The organism is Parapontixanthobacter aurantiacus (genome assembly GCF_009827635.1).
GTDB lineage: Bacteria > Pseudomonadota > Alphaproteobacteria > Sphingomonadales > Sphingomonadaceae > Parapontixanthobacter > Parapontixanthobacter aurantiacus.
In genome coordinates this window covers 919,213-934,159 of record NZ_WTYW01000001.1, presented here as the reverse complement: position 1 = coordinate 934,159, position 14,947 = coordinate 919,213, and the positions used below count along the sequence as shown (strand labels likewise).

Sequence of the window (14,947 nt, the reverse complement as noted above, 5' to 3'; positions counted from 1 at the left end):
CCACAGGAGTGACACATGCGACCATCAGGCCGCGCGCCCGACGAAATGCGCGCTATTACCATCGAAACCGGTTTCACCCGTCATGCCGAGGGCTCCTGCCTGATCGGGTTCGGAGACACGCGCGTCCTTTGTACCGCCAGCATCGAAGAGCGCTTGCCTCCTTGGCTTCGCGGGAAAGGCGCAGGGTGGGTCACCGGGGAATATTCGATGTTGCCCCGGGCAACACATACTCGCGGAATGCGGGAGGCCGCTAAGGGAAAGCAATCGGGCCGCACGCAGGAAATTCAACGTCTGATCGGCCGATCGCTTCGCGCGGTCGTCGATCTGAAAAAGCTGGGCGAGCGGCAGATCACGCTGGATTGCGACGTCATCCAGGCCGATGGCGGAACGCGCACCGCCGCTATATCCGGCGCATGGGTCGCATTGCGGATCGCAGTGAACAAGCTGATGGCGTCTGGCGCGTTGAAGGCAGATCCGATTACCGCCCGGGTCTCCGCAATCTCCTGCGGGATATATAAGGGCACGCCGGTTCTCGATCTGGACTACGACGAGGATTCCACCGCCGATGCGGACGCGAATTTCGTTCTGATCGAGGGCGGGCGGATTGCGGAAGTTCAGGCGACTGCAGAAGGCGCAACCTATGATGAGGAAGGGCTTTTACGCCTCCTGCGGCTTGCCAAGATCGGCTGCGGGCAGATATTCGCTGCACAGGCAGATGCGGTGAAATGACGAATACCGAACGGCGTCTCGGTTCAGGCTCGCTGGTTATCGCGACCCACAACGCAGGCAAACTGAAAGAGATCGGTGCGTTGCTGGAGCCGCATGGACTGAAATGCATTTCCGCAGGGTCGCTCGGTTTGCCAGAACCGCCCGAAACCGGACGAAGCTTTGTCGAAAACGCTTTGATCAAGGCTCGCGCGGCCGCCGAAGCATCCGGCATTGTCGCGCTCGCCGACGATAGCGGGCTGTCGGTCGCAGCGCTCGACGGAAGGCCGGGGGTATACACTGCCGACTGGGCCGAGCGGCAATGGTTCGAAGGCGAGCCCGGGCGCGACTGGTACATGGCCATGGGCAAGGTCGAGGGACTGCTTGCAGAACGAGGTCCCCACGTGGACCGGCAGGCGGCTTTCCATTGCGTACTCGCCATCGCATGGCCGGACGGGGAACACGCTGTCTACGAAGGATTTGCCCCCGGCTCGCTCGTCTGGCCCCCGCGAGGAAAACTCGGCTTCGGTTACGATCCGGTATTCGTGCCGGAAGGGAGCGATAAAACGTTCGCCGAAATCGAACCTGACCGCAAGCACGCCATCAGTCACCGGGCGGATGCTTTTGCGAAGCTGGTCGCGGAGCAATTCCCCAGCTAGAACTGGTCGCGATGGCTCGAGCACTCTACATCCATTGGCCTTTTTGCCTGTCGAAATGCCCATATTGCGATTTCAACAGCCATGTTCGCGCATCCGTCGACCACGACGCATGGCAGGAAGCCCTGTTGCGCGACATGGCGTATGAAGCTGAGCGTGCTGGCGGTGAACCGCTATCGAGCATCTTTTTCGGTGGAGGGACACCCAGCCTCATGCCACCCGCGCTGGTTTCTGCGCTGCTGAGCGAGGCCGAGCGACTATGGGGGTTTGCCGAGCAGATCGAAATCGCTCTGGAAGCCAATCCGACTTCGGTCGAAACTGCAAAACTGGCCAATCTCGCGGTAGCCGGCATCAATCGCGTCTCCCTCGGAATTCAGTCCTTGGACGACGAAGCGCTGCTGTTCCTTGGCAGGGAGCATGATGCCGAGCAAGGTTTGCGGGCGCTGGACGTTGCGCAAAGTCATTTCCCGCGGGTCAGCTTCGACCTCATCTATGCGCGGCCCGGACAAACACTGGACGCCTGGCGCGATGAACTCGTTCGCGCTCTCTCCTTCGGAACGCAACATTTGTCGCTTTATCAGCTGACGATCGAGCCCGGAACGCGGTTCGCGACGGAGCAGCGTCGTGGCAGGCTGGTTCCGCTGGATGACGATGCCTGCGCGGATATGTTCGCGCTGACCGACGAACTGACGAGAGCCGCCGACCTTCCGGCATATGAGATCAGTAACCATGCCGCGCCAGGCGAAGAGAGTAGGCATAACCTCACCTATTGGCGCTATCAGGATTACGTCGGAATTGGTCCGGGGGCACATGGACGCCGTGGCGGCTGCGCTACGGTGAGGCACAAGAAGCCCGAGAATTGGCTGACCTCGGTGCGCGAATACGGGCACGGGACTGCAGAGCAACGCGCCCTTCCCCGCCACGAGCAAGCGACCGAAGCGTTGCTGATGGGGCTAAGACTTCGCGAAGGGGTCGATTTGGAGGCTCTCTCCCGGCGTTTTCAACTGGCGGAGAGCACCATGATCGATCGGGCAAATTTCGAGCGTTATCGAGCGCACGGTTTTGTCGAGCGAGACGGAACGCGCATCATGGCGACCCGGCGGGCCATGCCGATCCTCAACAGCCTGTTGCAGGAACTGGTCGCTGACGATTTGGTCGCGGCATGAGCGATCAGGCGAAAGCCGACTTCCTTGCCGAATGGCGCGCGCATCTTGGGGAAGGGAGGCGGTTTTCGCCGCATACGATCCGGGCCTATCTTGCCACCGCCGGACGGCTTCTCGACTTTCGAAATGCGAACTCCTGGCACGAAGTCGCCTCGATCGAAGCCCGGGACATTCGCGCGTTTCTCGCCTATCGCCGTTCAGAGGGAATTGAAAATAGTTCCGCGGCGAGGGAAATGTCTGCGTTGAAGACCTTTCTGGCTTTCGCCCGGACACGAGCCGGCGTCGGCGACGAAGCCGCGCCGAGATTGCGCGGTCCGAAAATAAAGAAAGGACTGCCGCGGCCGGTTACTCCAGACGAGGCGATAGCGCTCGCGGACCTCGTGGCCGATGCGGAAAGCTGGACTGGCAAGCGTGACCGCGCAGTCCTCTATTTGCTGTACGGAGCAGGTCTTCGCATCGCCGAGGCCTTGTCGCTCAATGGCGACGATGTGCCTCTCGATGATGCTCTTCGCATTTCGGGCAAGGGGGGCAATGAGCGCATCGTTCCGATCCTCGCGCCCGTGCGCGAAGCCGTTGCGAGCTATTGCGACGCGTCCCCTTTCCCGGTCGAACGCGGAATGCCCCTGTTTCGCGGAGCCAAGGGAGGCCGCCTCTCCCAGGGCATGGTGCAAAAGGCGGTGGCGCGAGCCCGCATCGCGCTCGGTCTTCCGACTACTGCGACGCCCCATGCGTTGCGGCACAGCTTCGCGTCGCATTTGCTGGGCGCTGGAACCGACCTTCGCTCGATTCAGGAATTGCTGGGCCATGCGAGCCTTGGCTCGACGCAGATCTATACGAAGGTCGATAGCGCGATGTTGCTCGATACATATCGCTCCGCCCATCCCCGCGAACGCATCGATCCGGTCGACTAGCTCACCGCTTGGCGCGCGGTTTCCAGGTTACGAATCGCCAGATATAACCGCCGACCGACAGCACGATCGTCGCGATGATTACGACGCTGACGACGTTGTCGCTATTGTCGAATGTTCGTGCGAGCCATTGTGTACCTGCGATAAGTATCACGTTCCAGAGAGCGGCGCCCGCTGTCGTGAAGATCAGAAACTTCCAGATGTTCATATGCGACAGCCCGGCGGGCAGCGAGATCATTGTGCGCATCACCGGTGTCGCGCGCAGCACGAATACGACCCAGTGGCCGTGTTTGCGGAAGAATTCGGATGCTCGCTCGACATCCTCCCATTCCATCGTGAGCCAGCGACCGAACCGGTCGATGAATGGTCTCATTCGCTCATAGCCCCATTTGTGACCGATCCAGAACCAGACGTAATTGCCCGCCACGGTTCCCGCGGTCGCAAAAGCGAGCAATGGCCAGTACGAAAATTGACCGCGATCGATTGCCAGCGCGCTGGCCCCCATGATCGCTTCCGAGGGCATGGGCGGAAAAATGTTTTCCAGCATCATCAGGATTGCGACCCCGAGATAACCGAGGCGACTGATGAATTCGACGATGAGCTCATCCATGCGACCTGAACGCGGGAACGACGCGAACGGTCCGCAGGCTTTCAGGGATAAGCCTTACATCTGCGCGTGTCGCCGCTCGATCGAATCCCAGATGGCCCCTGCGCTGTCGGTTCCATTATAACGATCAATGGCGACGATACCTGTCGGAGACGTGACATTGATCTCCGTCAGCCATTTGCCCCCGATTACGTCGATACCCACGAAGGTCAGGCCGCGCCGCTTGAGTTCCGGGCCCATCGCCGTGCAGATTTCTTTCTCCCGCTTGGTAAGTTCGGCTGCCTCTGCATAGCCGCCTTGAGCGAGATTGGAGCGGAACTCGCCTTCGCCGGGCTTGCGGTTGATCGCTCCAGCGAATTCGCCGTCGATGAGAACGATGCGCTTGTCGCCCGCGCTGACCTCGGGAAGAAATTTCTGAATCATGTGGGCTTCGGGCCAGGTCCGGTCGAACAGTTCGAAAAGAGCAGACAGATTCGTTCCGTCCTCTTCGATCTTGAAGATCGCTTTTCCGCCGTTGCCGTGCAGCGGTTTCACGACGATCGCGCCATGTTCCTTCTGAAACCGGCGCACGTCGTCCAGGTTTCTGGCAATGAGGGTCGGCGGCATGAACCGCGCATAGTCGAGCACGAACATTTTTTCGGGCGCGTTCACGACTTCCCGCGGATCGTTGACGACCAGCGTGGTGCCCTTGAGGCGGTCGAGCAGGAAGGCGGCAGTGATGTAGCCGAGATCGAAGGGAGGATCCTGCCGCATGAGCACCACATCGATGTCTTGTGCCAGATCGAGCATCTGCATTTCGCCGGCTTCGAAATGGTCGCCTTCGACACGTCGGACCTCGACCCGGCGTCCGTGCGCCCAGAGCTTTCCGGAAAGCGTATCGTCGCTCTCCCACGAAAGTGTCTCGACATCATAATGATAAATCTCGTGGCCCCGATCCTGTGCGGCCATCATAAGTGCGAAACTCGAGTCTCCGGCGATGTTGATCGTTTCCAGGGGATCCATTTGAACGGCTATGCGCAAGGCCATCGTGCTTCTTTCGGTTTCAGGGTTGCCAGGCATTGGCGATGTGACGCGGCTTGACGCCCGGCGCAAGAAGGATGACGTCGATACGAATGTCTTCGTGAGGTTCGGCGTATTCGTGGGCGACCGCTTCTACCGCTGCCGCTACGCGTGCCAGACGGCGTTCGTCGATCGCCAAGTCGAGATCTGCCGCCGACTTGCGCCACTTGACCTCTACGAAGACGACCGTCCCCTCGCGGCGCAGGACGAGATCGATTTCGCCAAGCTTCGTCTTGACCCGTTCGCCGACCAGCGACCATCCCTGTGCAGCGAACCAGTTGGCAGCTTCTCGTTCAGCCGCCCTTCCCTCCAGTTCCGCGCGCCGGCGTCTTTCCGGACGAGCGATCTTCATTCTTTCAGTTCCAAGGCGCGCGCATAGAGCGCCTTGCGGTCCCGGCCGCTTTCTTTCGCGACTTGGGCAGCGGCCTTCGACGGTTTAAGTTCGCGCATCGCTTCGACCAGCAACCGGTCGGTTTCATCATCGTCAATTGCCCGCTCCGACGGAGGAGCAACAAGCAGCACGATTTCGCCCCTCGGAGGCTTTTCGCGGTAATGCTCTGCAAGAGACACCGCCGTTCCCCGGCGACATTCCTCATGCAGTTTGGTCAGCTCGCGAGCGACCGCGACGGTTCGATCACCCATAAGGTCGGCAATCGCGGTGAGCGATGCGACCAGTCGAGGTGCGGTCTCATAGAAAATCAGCGTTGCGTCGATTTGCGCGAGGTCGGCAAGCGTTTCGCTGCGGGCCTTCTCGCGATTGGGAAGGAAACCGGCAAAAAGGAAACGGTCGTTCGGCAGTCCTGAAAGCGTAAGAGCGGTCACCGCTGCACAGGCGCCTGGCAGGCTCGTGACGAAAACACCTGCGTCCTGCATCGATCTCACGAGCCGAAAACCAGGGTCCGAAACTATCGGAGTTCCTGCATCGCTTGTCAGCGCGATCGCCTGCTGTCCCGCCATGGCAACAAGCCTTTCCCGAGCTTCCTCGTCGCTGTGATCGTCGTAGCGCCACAGCTTCTTTCGAAGTCCCAGATGCTTCAGAAGCTTGCCCGCGACACGCGTATCCTCGCACGCCACGATGTCGCAGCGCTTGAGGACGTCGACGGCACGCAAGGTGATGTCGCCGAGATTGCCAATCGGCACCGCCACGATGTACAGACCCGGCTCGAGACTGTCGGAAGGCGTTTCTGCACTTGTCACGCGCGCTTCCTTGGCCGAGAATCAATTGAATGGGAAGGCTTGTCGCGGGATCCGCCCAAGCCGGTTGAATAAGGGAAGCAGTGCAAATGTCGGGCATCACTTTTTCGAGGCGCGTTTTCGCTATCGCCGGCGCGACAATCGTTCTGGCGGGCTGCCAAGTCGTGCCCAAGACCACTACTGCCCCGCCCGCGCCAACTCCTGCGCCCACCGCCGGTCCGACGGAAGAAGTGCTGCCGGAGGACGAAACACGGCATCGCGTTGCGCTCCTCGTTCCGATGAGCGGTGAGAATGCCCCGGTCGGTCAGACCCTGGCCAATGCTACGACGATGGCGCTGCTCGATACCAACGCTTCGAACCTTCGGATAACGACATACGACACGGCGAGCGGCGCCGCCGAAGCGGCGCGGCGAGCGGTCGCCGACGGCAACAAGCTCATTCTCGGCCCGCTGATCCGCGAGAATGTCGGCGTCGTGGCCGATATTGCCCGGTCACGCGACGTTCCGGTCATCACGTTCAGCAACGATGCGGCGGTTGCAGGCGGGAATGTCTTCGTCATGGGGCACGTCCCGGAGCAAAGCATCGAGCGCTCGGTGCGCTATGCGGATGCGAACGGAGCCAACAGCTTCGCAGCAATCATCCCCGACGGCGATTACGGAGAGCGCGCAGAAGCTGCATTCGAAACGAGCGTCCGCGGAGTCGGCGGCAACATCGTCGCTGAAGAAGATTATCAGCGCAACAATACTTCCATCGTCAGTGCCGCCCAGCGCGTGGCACAGGCTGGCGGCTTTGATGCCTTGCTGATCGCCGAAGGTCCACGTCTCGCCGCGCGCGCAGCGAATGAGATCGCCGGGCGCGGTACGCCGACCCAGATCATTGGCACCGAGTTGTGGAGCGGCGAGGCCGGTATCGCCCAGACCAGATCGCTCGACGGCGCGATCTTCTCGGCTGTTTCGGACGCCCGCTATCAGACCTTCGCAAATGCTTATGAAGCGCGGTTCGGCAATGCACCTTATCGGATCGGTCGGCTTGGCTATGACGCGGTGCTTCTGACGCTGCGCATATCGAACGACTGGCGCGTGGGACGCGACTTTCCCACTTCGATGCTTCGTCAGGACGGCGGATTCATCGGGGTGGATGGACCGTTCCGCTTCGGGCGAAGCGGCGTCGCAGAGCGCGCGCTCGAAGTGCGCAAGATCGAGAACGGACGCGTTACGATCGTTTCGCCCGCTCCGACGAAATTCGACGACTAACCTTTCGGAGAGCCGCTGGAAACGGGGGAAATTGCGCAGCCCTTCGGTTGCCGCACGCCTGTCTCCGCCCATATAGAACAAAGCATGTCCAAGGATCTGTTCGAAAATCCCCCGCCCGACAATTCCGGCTACGATGCTTCGTCTATCGAAGTTCTGGAGGGGCTTGAGCCCGTTCGTCGGCGGCCCGGAATGTACATCGGCGGAACGGACGACCGCGCACTGCATCATCTCGCCGCGGAAGTGCTCGATAATGCAATGGACGAAGCGGTTGCAGGTTATGCCAATCGCATCGAGATGGAATTGCAGGAAGGGCCCCATGGTACCGCCGGACGTTTGATCGTAACCGACAACGGACGCGGCATTCCCGTGGACGAGCATCCCAAATATCCCGGTAAGTCCACCCTGGAAGTAATCCTTTCAACGCTTCATTCGGGGGGCAAGTTCTCCGGCAAGGCTTACGCCACGAGCGGCGGGTTGCACGGCGTCGGCGTCAGCGTCGTGAACGCTTTGTCGATCGATACGCGGGTCGAGGTTGCTCGCGACAAGCAACTCTACGCTCAGGAATTTTCGCGCGGCGAAACTAAAGGGAAGCTCGAACATTTGGGTCCGACGCCCAATCGTCGCGGAACCTCGGTCGCTTTTACGCCCGACCCGGAAATCTTCGGTGACCGTGCATTCAAACCCAAACGGTTGTTCAAACTTGCACGCTCCAAGGCCTATCTGTTTGCCGGGGTCGAGATACGTTGGAAATGCGCGGCCAGCCTTGCAGGCGACGACGTGCCGGAAGAAGCCACCTTCAAGTTTCCGGGCGGGCTTGCCGATCATCTTGCCGAACAGATTGACGGCCGCGAATGCGTGACCGCCCAGCCCTTCGCCGGAAACCAGGAGTTTCCCGAGAACGATGCAGGGGCGACGCAAGGAAGGGTCGAATGGGCCATCGCGTGGCCGCTTTTCTCCGATGGCTCGACAAGTTGGTACTGCAATACGGTCCCGACTCCGGACGGCGGTACGCATGAGCAAGGGTTGCGTGCCGCCTTGACTAAGGGACTGCGCTCCTTCGGCGACCTCGTCGGACAGAAGAAGGCAAAGGATATTACGGCGGACGACGTCATGAACGGCGCGGAAGTCATGCTCTCGGTCTTCATTCGCGATCCGCAATTCCAAAGCCAGACGAAGGATCGGCTGACTTCGCCCGATGCGGTGCGGCTCGTCGAGAATGCCATGCGTGATCATTTCGATCATTTTCTCGCGGACAACATGGATCGCGGAAAAGCCCTGCTCGGCCAGATCATGGAGCGCATGGACGAGCGACTACGGCGTAAGCAGGAGCGCGAGATCAAGCGCAAGAGCGCGACGAATGCCAAGAAACTCCGATTGCCAGGGAAGCTGACGGACTGTTCGGGCGAAGGGGATGGCGAGACCGAACTCTTTATCGTCGAGGGCGATTCCGCTGGTGGCAGCGCGAAGCAGGCGCGCAACCGCAAAACGCAGGCAATTCTGCCTATCCGCGGCAAGATCCTGAACGTCGCGAGTGCAACAAGCGACAAGATCCGAGCTAATAGCGAGATTGCCGACCTGACGCTCGCGCTCGGTTGCGGAACGCGTAAGGAATGCGACGCGGAAAACCTCCGCTACGACCGGATCATCATCATGACGGACGCCGATGTCGACGGCGCCCATATTGCGACACTTTTAATGACCTATTTCTTTCAGGAAATGCCGGATATCGTCCGCAAGGGGCATTTGTATCTCGCGCAACCGCCGCTCTACCGACTGACGGCCGGCAAGGAGAGTCGCTATGCGAGGGACGATGCGCATCGCGCGGAACTCGAAGCGACCGTTTTCAAGGGCAAGAAGGTTGAAGTCGGGCGGTTCAAGGGTCTCGGCGAAATGAACCCGTCGCAGTTACGCGAAACGACGATGAACCCGGAAACGCGTTCGCTCATTCGCATCACTCTGCCGAGCGAGTTCGAGCATCGCGCGGTCGTGAAGGAACTGGTCGATCAACTGATGGGCCGAAACCCGGAACACCGGTTCAATTTCATTCAGAACCGCGCGGGCGAAGTAGACCGCGAAATGATCGATGCGTGAGGAGGGAGAAGCCTTCCACGAGCCTGAAGAGGGCGACATCATGGCAGGCGATCGGCGTATAGCGAGAGCCGATACGGCCTTGCCGGACTGGTATGCCAGCGACGCTGCCTATCGCCCCATTCCTATCGTCTGGTTCGGCGGAGCCCTCGTCCTGCAAGCGATTGCGCAACCGGCCGTTGCGTTCGTCGCGCTGAGCGTCCTAGGTCTGTCTGCCTGGATCGCGTTGATTCTGGCTGCGCTCGTCACCGCTGTCATATGCCGCTATGTCTGGGCGAAGGGCATGGCGGGAGCGGGTGCGGGCTGGCGCTGGGCGACAATACTTACCTTGCTGTTATTTTTGGGAATTACCGGTCTCGGACTGTTCGCGTGAAGCGCTCGGCGCGCAATCAGTATGAATGTGCAGGACGCCTTCCAACGTCTTGTGAACCGGGCATTTGTCCGCAATCGTCATCAGTTTGGCGCGGTCCTGTTCGCTTAGGTCGTCGCCTTCTATAACGATGCTGCGGTGCAAAGCCTGCATTCCTTCCTCCGCTTCCATTGCCTCGCCATGCTGGCAAGACTTACCATGGTCGCGTTCATGCGTGACGCGGACGATAACCCGCTCAAGCGGCAGCCCCTTGCGATCGGCATACATCTTCATCGTCATCGCGGTGCAACTGCCCAAGGCTGCGTTCAGCAGGTCGTAGGGTGTTGGCCCCGTATCGTCGCCGCCATAGCTTTCGGGCTCGTCGGCAACGAAGCGATGCGATTGGGTGAATATCTCGGTTCCGAACTTTCCAAAACCTAGCCGCGCGACGATGCCTTCCTCCGGAAACATGTCATCCTCGCTTTCCGGCAGATAGCGATCTGCCCAAGCGGCAATGATCGTCGCTGCGAATTCGGCATCCTGTTGATCGAGAAGCAGATGGTCCGCTCCGTCCAAACTGACGAAACTTTTCGGATGCTTGGCCTCACTGAAAAGATTTCCAGCATTCTCAATCCCGACCACGGCATCGGCTGGGGAGTGGAGGATAAGCAATGGTTCGCGAAGTAAGCGAACCCGCTCCATCAGCTTCGCCTCGCGGGCTCGGTCGATGAATTCACGGCTCAGCGAGAACTTCCGCCCTCCGATGGTGACATCGCCGATTCCTTCGCGCTCGATTGCCTTGAGGTCGCCCTCGATATTCGCAAGAACATGCGGCACGTCTGACGGTGCGCCGATCGTTGCAATACCTGCTATGCGCTCGATCTCCTGTGCGGCTGCAAGGACTGCGGCGCCGCCGAGGCTGTGACCGATGAGAAGGATATTTCTCGCGAACCGGTCGACCAGATAGCGCGCCGAAGCAACGATGTCGGCAACGTCGCTGGCAAAGCCCGCACGCCCGAATTCGCCTTCGCTACTGCCGAGGCCGGTAAAATCGAACCGCAATGTCGCAATGCCCAACCGAGCGAGCTTTCTGGACAGCGCGACTGCGCCCTTGCTTCCCTTGGTACAGGTAAAGCAGTGAGCGAACAGGGCAGCGCCACGCAGATGACCCGTCGGAAGTTCAAGCGCCCCGGACAGCTCATGTCCTTCGTTCGTCGTAATCGAGATCCGTTCCGTCGGCATAAGCAGTTTGTCTCCTTTCGTGGTGCCGTAGGGCGAAGGACCGCTGTCTGGCAAACGAGGAAGCGCCCTGCCCCTTGCTCTTCAATGGCCAGTTTCCTATCGCTCAGCCAAATGAGTTGCTGAAGGATACTCGATGGAACAGCGTTTCGAAGGCACGGAAGACTATATCGCGACCGACGATCTCAAGGTGGCCGTCAACGCGGCGGTGACCCTTCGCCGCCCGCTGCTCGTCAAGGGCGAACCGGGAACGGGAAAGACGGTCCTCGCGCACGAGATTGCCAAGGCAGTCGGTGCTCCGCTGATCGAGTGGAACGTGAAGTCGACGACGAAGGCGCAACAGGGCCTATATGAATATGATGCCGTTGCGCGGCTGCGCGATGGTCAGCTGGGTGACGAGCGCGTCCATGACATCAGCAATTACATCAAGAAGGGCAAGCTCTGGGAAGCCTTCACGTCCGAACATTTGCCCGTGCTTCTCATCGACGAAATCGACAAGGCGGATATCGAGTTTCCGAACGACCTCCTGCAGGAACTCGACCGAATGAGTTTCGATGTTTACGAAACTCACGAGACGATCACCGCCAAAGAACGACCGATCGTGGTCATAACGTCGAACAACGAAAAGGAATTGCCTGACGCGTTCCTGCGCCGCTGCTTCTTCCACTACATCAAGTTTCCCGACCGCGAGACAATGCGGGACATTATCGACGTCCACTTCCCCGACATCCAAAAGACGCTCGTTACCAAGGCAATGGACGTTTTCTACGAACTTCGCGAGGTTCCGGGCTTGAAGAAGAAGCCTTCCACCAGCGAGTTGCTCGACTGGCTCAAGCTCCTTTTGAACGAGGATATGCCGCTGGAAACGTTGCAGGACCAAAATCCTAACAACGCCATCCCGCCGCTGCACGGTGCGCTGCTCAAGAACGAGCAGGACGTGATGATGTTCGAACGCCTTGCATTCATGGCGCGCCGCCAAAGTTGAGCGACGCGCGCTCAGTCGAAGCAGTAGGCGATCTCGAAGTCGCCCCAGCGGCGTCCGTTTACAAATAGCGGGATGTATACGTTACGCACGACGTTGTAGGATGTGCCGTCGCCTTCCTGCCGGTACACTGCCATCATGAACGGGCTTGTGCTTGCCTTCGCCTTGGCATCGATCGCTTCGAGCAAGATGCGACCGTTGCGGCAGAACGCGGTATCATGGGCAAGGTCACCGGTGGGCGTACGCGACATCGAAGACAGGTGCGTCGGCAAGAAGCCGTTTTGATCGGTGCAAGCCGCGGCGATGATCCGCGGATCGCTTGCTTTCGTATTGTCGAGAAATGGCTGCCAGTGCTTGTTCGCCCAATCGGAAAGGCGTGTGCGGTAAAGCTTCGGATTGGTGTTTGGAACGAGGACATAATCCCGGTCGAACAGCGCTTGCTCTGAAAGCGTGCCCCGCGCGATTGCCTCTTCCGTATAACGCTGAAGTTCGACCGCGATGCCTTGCGCTTTTGTCACCATGAGGCTGTCATCAGGGGAGAGGTCCCCTTTCACCACCTCGTCGAACATCGTGCTGGCATCGAGTTCGAGCTCCAAGATGCTTTCCTGTGCGTCGTTCAGCTGCTTCTCGTTCTCGCGCGAGATCGCACCAAAATTGGTGAAGGCGTGCCGCATGGCATCGACGCGCTGGCCGATCGTTCCGGTCGAACGCGTGATCTGCTCGTTCTGGTTATCGACCTCACGTACGATACTGGCGACATCGGAAATCGTCGTATCGATCTTGCTGACCGAACTCTTCGCATGGCTGCTGACTTTGGATCCAGCCTCGATGCGACCGATTACCAGCGATGCCTCGCCTTCGAGCGTGTCGATGACCGAACCAATTTCTTCGGTTGCCTTGCGCGTTTCGCTGGCGAGCGACTTCACTTCGCCGGCAACGACTGCAAACGCGCGACCGGCAGTGCCGGCACGCGTAGCCTCGATCGTTGCGTTAAGCGCGAGTATGTTGGTGGTGTCGGCAATTTCCTCGATGTCCTTGGAGCAGCGCTTCACCTGTTCCATCGCTGAGGCAAAGCCTGTGATATGCGTCGAAAGCGCATCGACCAATTCCAGCAGCGCGGAGATATCGCGCAGAGATCCCTCGATCTGGCCGGTCGCCGTCTCGAGCCGTTCCATCGCCCGGCGTGAAAGGAGGCGCGCTTCGTCGCTCGCTTCATTGACCCGGGCCTGGTCATCTTCCAGTTCACGGATCGTGCCTTCGAGATCGTGATAGCGCGAGCGTAAGCTTGCCGAGGCGTCGATTACACCGCCTACGACGCCCGCCACGTCCGAGCATTTGACGGCGACATCGCCGCACAGCTCCGGAATTCGACTGATCGAATTTGGATCGAATTTCGCAAGCGGTTGCATTTTCATGAGATAGCTGACCCTGTTTAGAAAACCCAGTCAGCTCAATAGGGTAAACTGGTAACTGCGAAGTTAAGGATCCCCCGCTGCTCGAACAAAACCGTCAGATCAAAGCTGGTAGGAAATCTGCAAATTCCCCCAGCGGCGGCCTCCAATGTTGATGGGAATGTAAACACTGCGCCATACGATATAGTCGGCGTTCTCATCATCACGGCGATAAACCGAGGTCATGTACTCGGCGCGCGACTGGCCTGCCTTCAAATTGATCGGTGTCGCAAAGATGCGCCCCTTGCGCGAGTAAAGGGTGTCATGCGCCACATCGCCTGACGGGGGTTTCGCATAGAGGCTCATATGGGTCGGAAGATGGCCGTTTTCGTCGACGAAAACGGCTGAACCGATGCGGCTATCCGAAGCGACGATCGCGTCGAGAACCGGCTGCCAATTCGCGTCAGCCCACGGCGTCAGCGCAGTAGTAAAACACTCGGGGTTGCTACCGTGTATGGGCTGATAATGGCGGTCGAAGAAGTCAGCCGTTGCGATCTTGTTCTGCGCGATAGCATTATCCGCAAGTTCCATCGCCTTATGCGCTTCACCTGTGGCAAAGATTACGAGTTCGCTGTCGCTGCGCGAGAGGCCTGCATGAACGAGCGTATCGAACATCTAGCACGCGGTAAGCTCAAGGTTTCCGACATGATCGTGCGCCATTTCCAGATTGCGTTCGCTTTCCTCCGCCTTATCAGCAAATTTGTCGAGCACGTCGCGGACGCGATAAACGTGACCGCTGATCGTGCTGGTCGAGCGCGTTATTTGTTCGTTCTGCTGATCGACCTCTTCCACGATAGCGACCACATCGACGATGGTCGTGTTAATGCTGTCGACCGAGCTTTTTGCCGCGCTGCTCACTTCGGCCCCGATTTCGATCCGCTCAATCACCTTGCCTGCCTCGTGCGACAAATTGTCGATGACCGCACCTATTTCGCTGGTGGCGCTTCGTGTCTGGCCGGCGAGGCTTTTTACCTCGTTCGCCACTACGGCAAAGGTTCGGCCAGCCTCGCCTGCCCGCATGGCCTCGATGTTGGCGTTGAGCGCGAGGATGTTGGTTCGATCCGCCAGTTCCTCGGTATCGCTCGAGCAGCGCTTGACCTGTTCCATAGCTGCGGCGAACCCGGTGACGTGAGACGACAGCGTATCGACGAGGTCGAGGATGTCCGCACACCCTCGATAATGCCCGAGACCTGCGAGCAAGATACTGCAACCTGGCCGCAACTTTCGGGTAAGGCGCGCAGGCGCTCTTCGTCGACCGCAAAATCCAACTGATTGACAAGCGCGTTCACGTCA

At 59.5% G+C, this 14,947-nt stretch carries 16 protein-coding genes; 8 read left to right on the top strand and 8 right to left on the bottom strand.

Annotation, left to right across the window (positions count from 1 at the left end; genetic code table 11):
* Window positions 1-15 precede the first annotated feature (15 nt).
* From rph to GRI38_RS04540, 4 genes are read left to right on the top strand one after another with little or no spacing between them, the layout of a single operon-like run.
* On the top strand, window positions 16-729 hold the full coding sequence (rph, locus tag GRI38_RS04555) for a ribonuclease PH (protein ID WP_160681708.1): 714 nt from the start codon (window positions 16-18) through the stop codon (window positions 727-729).
* The gene (gene rdgB / locus GRI38_RS04550) at window positions 726-1,364 is read left to right on the top strand and encodes an RdgB/HAM1 family non-canonical purine NTP pyrophosphatase (RefSeq protein ID WP_160681707.1); all 639 of its coding nucleotides are present in this window, start codon (window positions 726-728) and stop codon (window positions 1,362-1,364) included. Before rph ends, rdgB begins: the two co-directional genes overlap by 4 nt.
* Before the next feature lie 11 nt (window positions 1,365-1,375).
* The gene (hemW, locus tag GRI38_RS04545) at window positions 1,376-2,527 is read left to right on the top strand and encodes a radical SAM family heme chaperone HemW (protein ID WP_160681706.1); all 1,152 of its coding nucleotides are present in this window, start codon (window positions 1,376-1,378) and stop codon (window positions 2,525-2,527) included.
* Window positions 2,524-3,435, top strand: coding sequence for a tyrosine recombinase XerC (locus GRI38_RS04540; RefSeq protein ID WP_160681705.1), 912 nt, complete (start codon window positions 2,524-2,526; stop codon window positions 3,433-3,435). Before hemW ends, GRI38_RS04540 begins: the two co-directional genes overlap by 4 nt.
* 1 nt (window position 3,436) lies before the next feature.
* Here the strand turns inward: GRI38_RS04540 and GRI38_RS04535 are convergent, their stop codons facing one another.
* The 4 genes from GRI38_RS04535 to rsmI are packed head-to-tail and all read right to left on the bottom strand — an operon-like array spanning window position 3,437 to window position 6,295.
* Window positions 3,437-4,042, bottom strand: coding sequence for a DedA family protein (locus GRI38_RS04535; RefSeq protein ID WP_160681704.1), 606 nt, complete (start codon window positions 4,040-4,042; stop codon window positions 3,437-3,439).
* A 54-nt stretch (window positions 4,043-4,096) separates the two neighbouring features.
* The gene (gshB, locus tag GRI38_RS04530; RefSeq protein ID WP_160681703.1) at window positions 4,097-5,065 is read right to left on the bottom strand and encodes a glutathione synthase; all 969 of its coding nucleotides are present in this window, start codon (window positions 5,063-5,065) and stop codon (window positions 4,097-4,099) included.
* A 16-nt stretch (window positions 5,066-5,081) separates the two neighbouring features.
* Entirely contained in the window at window positions 5,082-5,450 is a 369-nt protein-coding gene (locus GRI38_RS04525) for a YraN family protein (RefSeq protein ID WP_160681702.1), read from the bottom strand.
* Window positions 5,447-6,295, bottom strand: a complete 849-nt coding sequence (rsmI, locus tag GRI38_RS04520) for a 16S rRNA (cytidine(1402)-2'-O)-methyltransferase (RefSeq protein ID WP_160681701.1) — start codon at window positions 6,293-6,295, stop codon at window positions 5,447-5,449. Before rsmI ends, GRI38_RS04525 begins: the two co-directional genes overlap by 4 nt.
* Before the next feature lie 86 nt (window positions 6,296-6,381).
* Between rsmI and GRI38_RS04515 the strand changes: the two genes are divergently transcribed.
* The 3 genes from GRI38_RS04515 to GRI38_RS04505 all read left to right on the top strand — a co-directional run bounded on the left by GRI38_RS04515 (window position 6,382) and on the right by GRI38_RS04505 (window position 10,006).
* Window positions 6,382-7,545, top strand: coding sequence for a penicillin-binding protein activator (locus tag GRI38_RS04515; RefSeq protein ID WP_160681700.1), 1,164 nt, complete (start codon window positions 6,382-6,384; stop codon window positions 7,543-7,545).
* A gap of 84 nt (window positions 7,546-7,629) precedes the next feature.
* Window positions 7,630-9,636, top strand: coding sequence for a DNA topoisomerase IV subunit B (parE, locus tag GRI38_RS04510; RefSeq protein ID WP_160681699.1), 2,007 nt, complete (start codon window positions 7,630-7,632; stop codon window positions 9,634-9,636).
* Complete coding sequence (locus GRI38_RS04505) at window positions 9,629-10,006, top strand: hypothetical protein (RefSeq protein ID WP_160681698.1); 378 nt, start codon at window positions 9,629-9,631, stop codon at window positions 10,004-10,006. The genes parE and GRI38_RS04505 overlap by 8 nt, the downstream gene beginning before the upstream one ends.
* Here GRI38_RS04505 and GRI38_RS04500 read toward each other — a convergent pair.
* Window positions 9,968-11,224 carry a bifunctional alpha/beta hydrolase/OsmC family protein gene (locus tag GRI38_RS04500; protein WP_160681697.1) on the bottom strand — a complete coding sequence of 419 codons (1,257 nt, stop codon included), beginning with the start codon at window positions 11,222-11,224 and terminating at the stop codon, window positions 9,968-9,970. The genes GRI38_RS04505 and GRI38_RS04500 overlap by 39 nt on opposite strands.
* 133 nt (window positions 11,225-11,357) lie before the next feature.
* Here GRI38_RS04500 and GRI38_RS04495 point away from each other — a divergent pair, with 133 nt between their 5' ends.
* Complete coding sequence (locus GRI38_RS04495; protein WP_160681696.1) at window positions 11,358-12,206, top strand: AAA family ATPase; 849 nt, start codon at window positions 11,358-11,360, stop codon at window positions 12,204-12,206.
* A gap of 11 nt (window positions 12,207-12,217) precedes the next feature.
* On the opposite strand, the gene GRI38_RS04490 is transcribed toward GRI38_RS04495, so the two are convergent.
* From GRI38_RS04490 to GRI38_RS04480, 3 genes are all read right to left on the bottom strand, one after another.
* The gene (locus GRI38_RS04490) at window positions 12,218-13,618 is read right to left on the bottom strand and encodes a methyl-accepting chemotaxis protein (protein ID WP_160681695.1); all 1,401 of its coding nucleotides are present in this window, start codon (window positions 13,616-13,618) and stop codon (window positions 12,218-12,220) included.
* Between the two features lie 99 nt (window positions 13,619-13,717).
* Window positions 13,718-14,269 (bottom strand): hypothetical protein, encoded by a 552-nt coding sequence (locus GRI38_RS04485; protein ID WP_160681694.1) that lies wholly within the window; start codon window positions 14,267-14,269, stop codon window positions 13,718-13,720.
* The gene (locus GRI38_RS04480) at window positions 14,270-14,854 is read right to left on the bottom strand and encodes a methyl-accepting chemotaxis protein (protein WP_160681693.1); all 585 of its coding nucleotides are present in this window, start codon (window positions 14,852-14,854) and stop codon (window positions 14,270-14,272) included.
* Between the last annotated feature and the right edge of the window lie 93 nt (window positions 14,855-14,947).